Origin of the sequence: Bacillus timonensis, assembly GCF_000285535.1 — a bacterium.
Lineage (GTDB): Bacteria > Bacillota > Bacilli > Bacillales > Bacillaceae_L > Ferdinandcohnia > Ferdinandcohnia timonensis.
Map to the genome: position 1 here is coordinate 164,834 of NZ_HE610989.1, position 12,938 is coordinate 177,771.

The 12,938-nt window shown below is 38.0% G+C and carries 11 protein-coding genes and 2 pseudogenes; all 13 read right to left on the reverse strand.

Going from position 1 to position 12,938, the window contains the following annotated elements; all coding sequences use genetic code 11:
• Positions 1–20: 20 nt before the first annotated feature.
• The 13 genes and pseudogenes from BTHG_RS21035 to ndk all read right to left on the reverse strand — a co-directional run bounded on the left by BTHG_RS21035 (position 21) and on the right by ndk (position 12,919).
• Complete coding sequence (locus tag BTHG_RS21035; protein WP_010284170.1) at positions 21–1,133, reverse strand: prephenate dehydrogenase; 1,113 nt, start codon at positions 1,131–1,133, stop codon at positions 21–23.
• A 56-nt stretch (positions 1,134–1,189) separates the two neighbouring features.
• The gene (gene hisC / locus BTHG_RS21040) at positions 1,190–2,287 is read right to left on the reverse strand and encodes a histidinol-phosphate transaminase (protein ID WP_010284172.1); all 1,098 of its coding nucleotides are present in this window, start codon (positions 2,285–2,287) and stop codon (positions 1,190–1,192) included.
• Between the two features lie 6 nt (positions 2,288–2,293).
• Positions 2,294–3,112, reverse strand: coding sequence for a tryptophan synthase subunit alpha (trpA, locus tag BTHG_RS21045; protein ID WP_010284174.1), 819 nt, complete (start codon positions 3,110–3,112; stop codon positions 2,294–2,296).
• Positions 3,075–4,307 (reverse strand): tryptophan synthase subunit beta, encoded by a 1,233-nt coding sequence (gene trpB / locus BTHG_RS21050; RefSeq protein WP_042342393.1) that lies wholly within the window; start codon positions 4,305–4,307, stop codon positions 3,075–3,077. The genes trpA and trpB overlap by 38 nt, the downstream gene beginning before the upstream one ends.
• A complete protein-coding gene (locus BTHG_RS21055) occupies positions 4,288–4,944 on the reverse strand; it encodes a phosphoribosylanthranilate isomerase (RefSeq protein WP_010284179.1) in 657 nt (218 codons plus the stop codon). Before BTHG_RS21055 ends, trpB begins: the two co-directional genes overlap by 20 nt.
• On the reverse strand, positions 4,925–5,704 hold the full coding sequence (trpC, locus tag BTHG_RS21060) for an indole-3-glycerol phosphate synthase TrpC (RefSeq protein WP_010284181.1): 780 nt from the start codon (positions 5,702–5,704) through the stop codon (positions 4,925–4,927). Before trpC ends, BTHG_RS21055 begins: the two co-directional genes overlap by 20 nt.
• Positions 5,694–6,719: an anthranilate phosphoribosyltransferase gene (gene trpD, locus BTHG_RS21065; RefSeq protein ID WP_010284190.1), complete on the reverse strand. Its 1,026-nt coding sequence runs from the start codon at positions 6,717–6,719 to the stop codon at positions 5,694–5,696. The genes trpC and trpD overlap by 11 nt, the downstream gene beginning before the upstream one ends.
• A gap of 175 nt (positions 6,720–6,894) precedes the next feature.
• Positions 6,895–8,419, reverse strand: a pseudogene (gene trpE, locus BTHG_RS25560) (anthranilate synthase component I).
• A gap of 296 nt (positions 8,420–8,715) precedes the next feature.
• Positions 8,716–9,090 (reverse strand): chorismate mutase, encoded by a 375-nt coding sequence (aroH, locus tag BTHG_RS21080; RefSeq protein ID WP_010284199.1) that lies wholly within the window; start codon positions 9,088–9,090, stop codon positions 8,716–8,718.
• Positions 9,091–9,128: 38 nt separating this feature from the next.
• A complete protein-coding gene (gene aroB / locus BTHG_RS21085) occupies positions 9,129–10,205 on the reverse strand; it encodes a 3-dehydroquinate synthase (RefSeq protein WP_010284202.1) in 1,077 nt (358 codons plus the stop codon).
• Positions 10,205–11,377 carry a chorismate synthase gene (gene aroC / locus BTHG_RS21090; RefSeq protein ID WP_010284203.1) on the reverse strand — a complete coding sequence of 391 codons (1,173 nt, stop codon included), beginning with the start codon at positions 11,375–11,377 and terminating at the stop codon, positions 10,205–10,207. Before aroC ends, aroB begins: the two co-directional genes overlap by 1 nt.
• A gap of 225 nt (positions 11,378–11,602) precedes the next feature.
• Positions 11,603–12,376, reverse strand: coding sequence for a CheR family methyltransferase (locus BTHG_RS21095; RefSeq protein ID WP_010284208.1), 774 nt, complete (start codon positions 12,374–12,376; stop codon positions 11,603–11,605).
• A 97-nt stretch (positions 12,377–12,473) separates the two neighbouring features.
• Positions 12,474–12,919: pseudogene (ndk, locus tag BTHG_RS25565) on the reverse strand (nucleoside-diphosphate kinase).
• Positions 12,920–12,938 lie beyond the last annotated feature (19 nt).

The window sequence follows — 12,938 nt, forward strand, 5'->3', positions numbered from 1 at the left end:
TGCCATAAAATTAAAGTAATTTATCCGAAAAATGTTTCATAATTCGTCTTACTTTCAATACATAGCTTAGCTTTCCTACGATCCTCATCACTTTGGAAGCTAATTCGTAACACACCATAAATTTCTTCTCTTGTTTCAATTATTCTGATATTTGTAATACTAATTCTTTCCACAGCAAGAAGTCCAGTAATTTCAGAAACGATACCAGGATAATCTGGAATATCAACATATAAATCATAGAAAGAAGGTATGGCCCCTTTTGTTCTGGTTGGAAGTCCATCTCGAAAATTTTTGGCATCCATAAAATAATTATAAATATCTTCACCATTTCCACTTGCCACAAAATTCCTAATTTGTTCCATCTCGTCTATCCATTTTTCAAATAGATCTAGCAATACATCTTGATTATGCAATAAAATATCGCGCCACATTGACGGATTACTCGATGCGATTCTCGTAATATCGCGAAAGCCTCCAGCAGCTAACGGACGGACTAACTCATTTACCTGATCATATTTTAGTGCTTGATGAACTAGACTTGCAGCAACAATATGCGGAAAATGACTAATAACACCGGCAACACGATCATGTTCCTCAGGGGTCATGATCACAAAGTTTGCTTTTGTCCCCTTTAATAATGTCTTAAGCTGTTGAACACCGTGTTCACTTGAAGGATTCTGGTTATGGGGTGTAAAAATATAAAAGGCATTTTCAAATAAGTGTTCCTTGGCAGCAACAACACCACTTTTATGAGATCCTGCCATCGGATGACCGCCAATGAAAGTAACACCAAGTTTTCCAAAAATGGACTCTGCTCTTTGAACAATTTGCTGCTTCGTACTTCCCACATCTGTTACGATAACATTCTTTTTTAGTTCAAACGAACTCAGTTCATTGATCATATCTACCGTTTGCTTGACTGGAACAGATATAAAAATATAATCGCATGTATGTATAACATCCTCTAACTTAAAAACAACTTCATCAATCACCTTCAATGATTTTGCTAGTAGTGATGATTCCGTATTACGGTCATAGCCGTATAGTATAGCATCAGGATATTCTTTTTTTATCGCAAGTGCAATTGAACCTCCGATTAAACCAAGTCCAATCACCATCACATTCGTTTTCATACCATCACCACCGTAATAAGAAACACATAATGGGGGTTACTCTGAACCCCCACAGTTTAGTTCTTTTGATTTTCAAGCATCTCTGTTAGTAAAGCAATAAGTTCGCGGTTTTGTTCTTCTGTGCCTACTGTTATCCTAACACTATTTGGAAAACCAAGAGGGTTACCTGAGCGGACAATAAAACCACGCTCTAACAAATAGTGGAACACTTCATCTCCAGATTGTTCAAAATTAATCAAAATGAAATTTCCGAACGATGGATAATAGGATAATTTATGTTCCTCACAGAATTTATAAAACTGCTGCAAGCCTTGCTTGTTTTTTTCAACATACGCTTTGATGAAATCTTGATCATCCAATGCTGCAGATGCTGCTATTTGACCAACACGATTCGAATTGAATGGCTGACGTACTGGTTCTATTTTATTAATAAAATCACTATTACCGATTGCATAGCCAACTCGAAGTCCACCAAGTCCATATGCTTTTGAAAAGGTTCTTAATATAAGAAGGTTTGGATAGTCATTTAAAAGAGAAACTGTATTTGGATAATCCTGTTCTTTTGCTGCAAATTCATAATACGCTTCATCCATTATGATTAATACATGTTCTGGAACCTGTTTTAGAAAACGATGAAGTTTATCTGAGTTCACGTACACTCCTGTCGGGTTATTTGGAGAGCATACCCAAATAATTTCCGTATTCTCATCGATTTGTTGGAGCATTCCATCAAGGTCATGATTACCTTCAATTAGCTCAACTTCGCGAACTTCTGCACCTTCAATAACAGCATTGTGCTTGTACTGAGAAAAAGTTGGATTGGCCATAACTGTATTTTTCCCTGGAGCAAGCAATGCAGTCGTAATAATGTGAATGACATCATCAGACCCATTTCCAAAAAGAAGTTGTGTACCATCTACACCTAAATGCTTAGCAAGCTTTTCTCTTAGCTCTGTTGCATAGCCATCAGGGTAAATTGCAAATGAATCTATGTTGTTTTTAACCGCTTCTTTTGCTTTTTCTGAGCACCCATATGGATTTTCATTTGACGCCAATTTTACAATTTTATCTAATCCATATTCTCTTTTAACCTCTTCTATTGGTTTCCCTGGTTGATATGGTTTTAGATTCAATAACTGTTCTTTAATATTCATCTTAAGCTACACCTCTAACTTGTTTATAGGATGAATTACATCACTGATAAAATTTTTAAAATGGTATAAGGCGGTAGCTCTTGTTTCTTCATTTTCCAATTCCGGTAGATACTCTTCAATCTTTTGGATAAGGGCACTTCCCATGATAACCCCATCGCAATGGTCCTTAAGTGCATCTACTTGGGAAGAATTAGAGATACCAAACCCTACTGCTACTGGTATATCACTATAGCGTTTTACCTCTTGTAAAAATGAGTATACCTCATTATTTAGTGAATTTCGAACACCAGTTACTCCAAGGGAAGAAACACAATACAAAAACCCTTGAGCGTTACGGGCAATTTTCTCAATTCGACTTGAGGAAGTGGGAGCAACTAGAGAGATGAATTTTAATCCCTCAATCTCACATTTTCTTCTAAGGTCTTCACTTTCTTCAAAAGGAAGGTCGGGAACAAGTAATCCGTCTATACCATTTTGTTGCGCTAAAGCGAAAAAGTTTTCTTCTCCTAATTGTAGCACAGGATTGTAATAGGTAAAGATAATTACCGGAATTTTTAAACCTTTTTTTCTCATAACTGATACAAGATTCATAGAGTTTTCCAAAGTAACGCCATTTTTTAATGCCCGTGCAGATGCTCTTTGTATAACAGGACCATCTGCTAATGGGTCTGAATATGGAATTCCTAGTTCAAGAATTGAAGCACCTGCCTCTTGTAAAGCAAGAGCAATTTCCACTGTCACATCAGGATGTGGATCACCTGCAACAATAAATGGGATAAATAATTTTTCAGCCTTGGGTAATCGGTTCGTAAAGGTTGTGTTCATTTGTAGCTCCCCCTTCTTCTAGGTATGTCATTAGTGAATGGACGTCTTTGTCTCCGCGGCCTGACAAACAAACTAAGATTGATTCTTCTGGTGACATTTCCTTTGCCATCTGGATTGCTTTTGCCATCGCATGCGCGGACTCAATCGCTGGGATAATTCCTTCAATTCGCGTTAGCACTTGTAATGCATCAAGTGCTTCCTGATCAGTCACACTTTCATATCTCACTCTTCCACTATTTGCAAGATATGCATGTTCAGGACCAACACCTGGATAATCTAGACCAGCAGAAATCGAATAAGGTTCCGTTATTTGACCGTGCTCATCTTGAAGTAGATATGTCAAAGAACCGTGAATGATTCCTTTCGTTCCTTTTGTAATCGTTGCTGCATGTAAGGATGTGTCTACTCCCTTTCCTGCTGCTTCAGCACCAACTAAACGTACATCATCATTTAGAAATGGATAGAACATTCCCATCGCATTACTTCCGCCACCTACACATGCAACAACTGCTGTTGGCAGATGATTTTCACGGTTTAAGAACTGTTCTCTTGCTTCATCCCCAATAATCCTTTGGAAATCACGGACCATTTTTGGATATGGATGTGGGCCGACGACAGATCCAATCATATAATAATGATCTTCACAATTTTGCACCCAGTAACGGATGGCCTCATTTGTTGCATCTTTTAGTGTTTGGTTACCACTTGTAGCCGGGATAACTTCTGCACCTAAAAGCTTCATACGAAACACATTCAACTTTTGTCTTTCAATATCCTCAACACCCATAAAGACCTTGCATTCCAAACCAAACTTTGCGGCCACTGTCGCAGCGGCAACTCCATGTTGTCCCGCTCCCGTTTCGGCTATGATTTTTTTCTTACCCATTCTTTTTGCGAGGAGAGCTTGACCAATCGCATTGTTTATTTTGTGTGCGCCAGTATGATTTAGATCCTCACGCTTTAGAAATATTCTCGCACCACCTAATTCTTTCGTTAAATTATCAGCAAATGTAAGTGCTGTAGGTCGGCCAGAATACTCTTTTAAAATACGAATATATTCGTTATGAAATTCTTCATCTTGATACGCTTCTTCCAGTGCTTTTTCAATTTCTTCTAAAGGCATCATCAATGTTTCAGGCACAAATTTCCCACCAAAATCCCCGAATCTACCGTTTTCATTTGGTACGTTCAACACATGTATCCACCCATTTCTCTATAGTTTGTATGATTGTGTACTCTTTTTTTCCATCCTGCTCAATTCCGCTTGAAATATCAACTCCGCCAATATCATAGCTTAATAGGGTTTTGATATTGGAAGCGTCAATTCCACCTGCTATAAAACACGGAACCCCTTGGCGATTAGCTTCTTGTTGATAAATAGGGATTGACTGCCAATCAAATGTAACACCTGAGCCACCCCACATTGTTGCAACTTTTGTATCAACAACATATCCATCGGCAACACCTGAATACTGCTTCATCAAGCCTATTGCTTGATTATCATGATGTAAGACTTTCCATACATCAAGTCCTGTCTGTTCTTTTACTAAATGGATAAAATCCACCGTCTCAGTGCCGTGACATTGAATGACAGATAATGGGACATTTGCCAATACAGCTGCTATTTCTTCAAAATCCGCATTAACAAAAACGCCAACCGTTTTTTTATCTTGAATATCCACTTCCTGTAACCACTGTTTCACTTCTATTGGAGTTACTTTTCGTTTACTGTTTGCAAAAATAAAACCGATGTAATCAGCTTCGCTTTTTGCGACCACCTGTAAATCTTCAAATGATTTATTTCCACAATACTTAATGAGAGGTCGTTGCATATGGAACCTCTCCAAACATTTGCTTAATCCCAACCCCTGGAGACTCAGCCCTCATAAAGGCTTCTCCGATGAGAGCAGCCTTTGCTCCATATTTAATGATGTCTTTAATATCCTTTGGAGTGTGAATTCCACTTTCACTCACAACAAGACTATCTGACGGAGCGTCTTTTGCAATCTCTTCTGTATGAATAATTGATGTTTCAAATACCTTTAAATTCCGATTATTAATTCCAAGTATTTTCGGTGTAAAAATGCTACATATCTGTTCCAGCGTTTCCCTTGAATGCACTTCAACTAGACACTCTAAGTCTCTTTCATAGGCCTCACAATAATATTCATATAATTGGTTGGGCTCGAGAGCTTCCCCGATTAGTAAAATTGCATCTGCACCAATTTTTTCACTTTGCCTAATTTGCTTTGCATCTATGATAAAGTCCTTGCGCAAAACAGGGATATTTACCTTTTTCTTAATCTCCATTAAATATTCCATGGACCCCTGAAAAAATGGTTCATCCGTTAAAACAGAAATCGCATCCGCTTTCGCGTCCTCATATTCAATAGCGAATGAAACAGGATGGAAATCCTCTCGTATCACACCCTTTGAAGGCGATGCCTTTTTCACCTCTGCAATGATGCCTAACGAACGATTCGGGCTAGAAAGTGCGTTATTTAATGACCTTCTTTCTACCACATTATCAATCTCAGGATATAAAATGTTTTCAACTTCTCTTTTCTTTTGTTCAAGGATTTTATTTAGCATAATACTCCACCTCACGATTTCTTAGCTGTTCAAACTGACTCTTGGCAATTCCCATTACAAGTGCTTCTCTTGCCATTTCAACACCTTCACGGATGCTGTTTACTTTTCCCGAGATGTAAATAGCAGCCCCAGCATTTAATAGCACAATATTTGTAGCACTTTGATTGGCTTTCCCACATAAAACATCTTGCAATAGGTTGGCACTTTCAACTACTGAAGAAACTTGGATATCCTTCATACTCCCACGCGGAAGGTCTACATCCTCAGGGGAGAGTACAAACCTTGTAATCTCACCATTTTTTAATTCGACAATATCCGTTTCAGTTGAGATGCTGCATTCATCTAGACCATCACGACCCGATACAAATAACACATGTTCAGAACCAAGCTTTCTGAGGGCATAGGCCATCTTTTCCGCATAAGCGGTTGAATACACACCCAATACTTGCTTTTTGCATCTGGCAGGGTTCGCCATTGGGCCTAATAGATTAAATATTGTTCGAAAACCGATTTCCTGTCTTGGTGTTACTGCGTGCTTCATCGCTGCATGGTAAATCGGCGCAAACAAGAAACTCATATTTCGTTTATTTAACGCCTCTTTAGCTTCTGCTTGTGTTGACTGAATTTCGACACCTAAATACTCTAAAACATCGGCACTTCCACTCTTAGAAGAGACCGCACGATTCCCATGCTTTGCAACTTTGACTCCCAAGGAAGAAACAACAATTGCTGATGCAGTTGAAATATTAAAGGTTGAAGCACCATCTCCTCCGGTACCGCACGTATCAATCACTTGATCACTCTCATAATCTAACTGCATCATATGCTCTCTCATCGCCCTTGCAAAACCGGTTATCTCTTCGACTGTTTCTCCACGGAAACGAAGGATTGATAGCAAACTTGCAATTTGACTTGCCGTTGCAGCTCCAGACATCATGACGTCCATCACTTGATAGCTTTCTTCTTCTGATAAAACCTCACCATTGATACATTTATTTAAAAGTTGTTTAAACATGAATATCCTCCTCTTTAATCAAATGCGCCTTGGCGTATTTGTGCCCGATTTTTTTCGAGCATGCTCGAAAAATTTCCTTTAAAAAATCGAGGCATCCGCCGGAGGCCTTAACTTTATTCAGCCGTTCATCGGACCTCATCTGGATTTATTAATCTTTATTGCATACTAATACACCTTAAGAAGTTGGAGAACCCTGCTGAATAAAGGTAAAAGCTTCCTCAGCTAGTTGAATTGTTTGAATTAAGGCACTCGCTTTATTAACAGTTTCCATCCACTCATGTTCAGGAATTGAATCAGCGACAATTCCCGCACCTGCCTGTACGTAGGCAATACCATCTTTAATCACCGCTGTTCGAATTGTAATACAAGAATCAATATTTCCATCAAATCCAATATAGGCAATTGTTCCGGCATACAAGTTTCTTGCTGTAGGTTCCAGCTCCGAAAGAATTTGCATCGCTCTAATTTTAGGTGCACCTGAAACGGTTCCTGCTGGAAAAGCTGCAAGCAACGCATCTAATGGGTCAACCTTCTCATCGAGCTCCCCGGTAACCTTTGAAATAAGATGCATCACATGCGAAAACCGACCAACTTCCATTAGAACTGGAGTTTTAACGGATCCATATGTAGACACCCTTCCAATATCGTTTCGCGCTAAATCAACAAGCATATAATGCTCAGCCTTTTCTTTTTCATCCTGAAGTAATTCTGTCGCAAGCGCTTCATCTTCATCCTTCGTTTTCCCTCTGCGCCTTGTACCTGCAATCGGATGAATTTCTAGATGTTTGTGATGAATTTTATTAAGCGTTCTGGAGAGCTTCCTACAATCTCGATATCATTGATTTTGATATAAAATAAATAAGGCGAAGGATTCACCATCCGTAATACACGGTATAGCTGAAATCCACTTACTGAAACCGGAATCTCAAACCGCTGTGATAATACCGCCTGAAAATATCCCCTGCCGTAATATAATCCTTTATTTTGACAACAGCATCTAGAAAATTCTGTTTTTCAAAGTTTGTTTTTATATCAGTCACATTCGGTATTTCATGTATTTTTGGTAATAGTAGCATTTCACTTTGTTCTTTGTTTTGAATAATCCGCGATAAATACATATTGATTTTTGAATTGGCATGGTCAAAGACAGCTCTTTGAATCCTTTCATCTTCACCACCATTTAATCGAATAAAATGAACCACTATTAATTCGCGTGAATGGTGATCCAGCGCTATTATCGTTTCACAAAAGAAAAACTGATAACGTTCCATGTTCAAATCATTATTAACGTGTTCTTCCACCTTTTCAAAGGTTGAGATTGCATCATAGCTTATATAACCAACAGCTCCACCATAAAAGGGAATTTCAATATCAAGCGGTTTTAAGACCAGATATTCTTTAATCCAATTAAAGGCATCTTTCATTGTTGGTTTTTTTACTAAACTTTGCTGATTTTCATTCTTTACATAGTAGTGGCCGTTATTTTCGTCCATAAATAAAAATGGTTTTAAGCCGATAAATGAATACCGAGACCAGTCTGATTCATGATCCTTACTTTCAAGCAAGAAGGATGCTTCACTTTTTAAGTTTTGAAAAATTTGAATGGGTGTTAACGTATCAACTAAGAAACGTTTAACAATCGGAATGGTCCGATATTGTTTGGCATCAGACACAAACGAGGTAAAATCATACGTATTCAATTGACTCACTCCTCCATAAAATTATGGAGAATGAGGATTTAGGAGGTGTATTAAGATGGGAATCGCTTTATATGGTAAAAAGCGATAAAAATAAACAACCCAAAGACACCATTGTATCTTTGGGTAGAAGTCATTATAACTAAGCTCTGCTAACCTCAACTAAACTCTCTCATTCTCGTCTACCCTAAACTCAACTCTAAACTGTACAAAAAACTTACTAAACTCTAACTATACTAAATATTGTAATTAATCTTATCGTATGCACTGTGTGTTTGTCAATGCATCGTTCAAACTTTTTATTTCCCTTTCACCGTTGAAAGATCAGGTCGTAAAACAATAGCTCCCTCTTGGTACACATGCTGGATTTCTTCTTGTTTGGCATTTGTATTTACAGACATCATTACCCGAATACACATTTGAAGAGAACCTGGAACCGGAATCTCTCTCATGCTCATAACCGGAACAAATGCCCACCCCTCAATTTGTCTTGCTGCAGCAGCAGGAAAAGCTGCGTCAATATCTTCAGTTACAGAAAATAAGATTTGTGCTACATCAGATGCTTCTAGCTTATTTTCAGCAATCATATCACGTAAAAGCTTTTCAGTTGCTGTTAATATCTCTTGTCTATCATTAGTTTCAATTGTTGTTGCTCCACGTATTCCCCGTATCAACTTTGTCCCTCCTTCTCGTGCCACGATTTTTAACTTACCTAAAAATCTTTTAATAAAATAAGTAGCTGTTCATCATCTATATCTCGAACAATAGTTTCTCCAATGTCTTTTAATAGGACCATTCTAACTTTTCCTGAGGTAGCCTTTTTATCATGCTTCATTCGTTCAAGAAGTCTACCTTTATCTAATTCTTTAGGGATTGTTGTTGGGAACTCGAATAATTTGAACCATTCTTTAATTTTTTCAGATGACAGATTGATATTAAAGATTATTTCGCTAACTTTTAGTGCAAAAATCATCCCAATTGCAACACCATCACCGTGAGTTATCTTTCCATATCCTGACTCCGCTTCAATTGCGTGACCTAAAGTGTGCCCAAAGTTTAAAATGGCGCGTAGCCCTTTTTCCTGTTCATCCTCAGAAACTACTTTAGCTTTAACAGCTACACCTTTTAAAATAGCATGCTGTAATTTATCACCCTGTAAGTCATCTAACGAAGTAATTTCTTCAGTAAGCCATCCATAAAATTCTCGATCTCCAATAAGTCCATGCTTAATTACCTCGGCAAAGCCTGATCGAAGCTCTTCCTTTGGTAATGTTTTCATCAAATCAATATCATATAACACCGCATTTGGTTGATGGAAAGCGCCAATCATGTTTTTCCCGAAGTCATGATTAATGGCTACCTTACCTCCTACAGCACTATCATGGGCAAGTAATGTCGTAGGTATTTGGATAAATGGAATACCTCTCATGAAAGTAGCAGCAACGAATCCTGCCAAATCACCAACGACACCCCCACCTAATGCAAGGATTACAGATGAACGGTCTAAGCCATTTTCTAAGGCGAAGGTCTGACATTGATAAAAGACGTCAAAAGACTTCGCACTCTCCCCCGCAGGAATGACAAAAGATAATGGCTCTTCAAACCGTTGTTTCAGAATGTCCAGCACTCTATTTAAATAAAGTGCTGCTACTGATTCATCACTTATGACAAGTACTTTTGAGACCTTTTTGCATGTATCCTGTAGCACCTTGGGAAGATTACTAATTATCTCAGCCCCAATGTACATTGGATATGTTTTCGAATTTGTAGCAATGGTCAATTTGTCCATTAGAATTCCCTCGTATACTCACGCATTTTCGCTACATTTTCTTGAATGAAATCGATTCTATCTTGTCCAAATTGTTCAACAATCGCATTTGCAACTTCCCAAGCTACAACAGCTTCAGCTACAACAGAAGCGGCAGGAACTGCACAGCTATCAGACCTTTCAATACTTGCTTCAAATACTTCTTTTGTGTCGATATCAACGCTTTTTAATGGTTTATATAGAGTTGGAATTGGCTTCATGACACCTCGAACAACAATTGGCATACCGTTTGTCATTCCACCTTCAAACCCACCTAAATTATTAGTTCTGCGCTTGTATCCATTTTCTTTATCCCAAATGATTTCATCATGAACTTGACTTCCAGGGATTCTTGCTGCATCAAAACCGATACCAAATTCAACACCTTTAAAGGCATTAATACTTACCATAGCAGCTGCGATTTTCGAATCAAGTTTTCTATCATAATGAACGTAACTTCCTAAACCTGCAGGCACACCTTCAACAACAACCTCAACGATTCCACCGATTGAATCGCCATTTTTCTTGGCTTCATCAATCGCATTCATCATTTGCACACCTGCTTCTTCATCAAGACATCTAACTGATGATGCTTCTGTTTTTGTTTTTAATTCTTCGAGAGACGAATAGGTAGTATCCTTTGCTCGAACTCCACCAATTTCAAGCACATGTCCAGCCACTTCAATTCCTAGTGAAGCCAAGAATTTTTTTGCGACAGCTCCAGCTGCTACACGTACTGTTGTTTCACGTGCAGAAGATCTTTCAAGTACGTTCCTCATATCACGATGCCCATATTTCATGGCCCCGTTAAGGTCTGCATGTCCAGGACGGGGACGCGTAATTTTACGTTTAATTTCTTCTGATTCTTCTTCCGTAATAGGATCAATACCCATAATTTTCGTCCAGTGCTTCCAGTCATTGTTTTGAACGACTAATGCAATTGGAGACCCTAGTGTTTTACCATGTCTAATTCCACTGGCAATTTGTACTTGGTCTTTTTCAATTTGCATTCTTCTGCCTCGGCCATGACCTTTTTGGCGTCTAGCAAGTTCAAAGTTTATATCCTCTGCAGTCAGTTCAAGACCAGCGGGTACACCTTCAATAATTGTGGTAAGCTGTGGTCCATGTGATTCTCCAGCTGTTAAATATCTCATCTATATTACCTCCTTATATGGCTAAAGTGAAAATAAGAATTTACTTTCGCAATTTAAAGCGATTATGTATCAATATATCATAATCTTTGGTTTTCCGGTAAGATTTTTTCAAAATTTCTATGATTATGTTTTCTTTTGAAAAAAGAAAAGAATTTACCATAAGGGCAAATTCCTTGATTCCTATATCCTAGCAAATATTATTAGATTTGTCATTTTTCTGACGTTTTATTTTTTTCGATAAAAAAACGTGTCCTCCGTTTCAAATCCATAGCTGGAAGGATTGAAAATTTGTTCCGTACTCCCGACAAATAGAATTCCATCAGTTTTAAGAGCATTACTAAATTTCTTATAAAGCATATCCTTTGCCTCTTCTGTAAAGTAGATTAATACATTCCGACAAACGATTAAGTCAAAATTGGTTTCAAAGGTATCTGCTAATAAATTTTGCTTTTTAAAAGTAACTGTCTTTTTAATATCGGGATGAATATGATAAAAGGAACCATCTTGGGTAAAAAAACGCTTTTTCATATCCTTTGGAATTTCTTGAAGAGATCGCTCAGGATATACCCCCATCTTTGCTCTAGCAATAATATTTTCATCAATGTCAGTGGCTAGAATCGATATTTTATGTGAAGGTAAGAATTTTGATAGAATCATTGCTAGTGTATAAGGCTCCTCGCCTGCAGAACAGGCTGCACTCCAAACTTTTAAACCTCGGTTTTCTTGAAGGAGATTTGGAAGAATCTTCGTTTCTAGTACTTCCCAACGTTTCGCATTCCGATAAAACTCTGAAACATTGATTGTCATTCGATCTAAAAATTCATGAAACAGTTCATTGTCTTTATCGATTCCTTGAAAATAGTCTTGAAAACTAGAAAATCCCCTTTTTTCATATAACGATGTTAATCGTCTCACCATTTGTGCTTCTTTATATAAACGTAGGTCAATACCTGTTTTCCTTTTTATCTGTTGAGTAAATGTGATGTAGTTTGTGTCCATAGCTTCTCCTATCAAATGCGCAGTAAAACAAATCATTCTATTGGTGGTGGAGGATACTTAAGAAAAACCAGCTCCTTAAGAGCTGGTTAACATTCGATTAATAGATCCAGTTATTAATAAGCTTATCATATGCTACTAATTCTTCATCTTTGAAAATAGTGAAATTTCGCGTTCAGCACTCGCTGTTGAATCAGAACCGTGAATAACGTTCTTACCAACGATTATTCCAAAATCACCACGGATAGTTCCTGGCGCAGCATCCTTTGGATTTGTTGCACCCATCATATGGCGAGCAGTAGCAATTACATTTTCACCTTGCCAAACCATTGCAAATACAGGACCAGAAGTGATGAAATCTACAAGTTCTCCAAAAAACGGGCGCTCTTTATGCTCGCTATAATGTTCCCCTGCAAGCTTGTCGGAAATTGACATTAACTTAGCACCAACTAATTGAAAGCCCTTTCTTTCAAGACGTGATACAATCTCACCAATAAGTTGACGTTGAACGCCGTCAGGCTTAATCATTAAAAATGTTTTTTCCATAATGCTCTCCACCCACCTA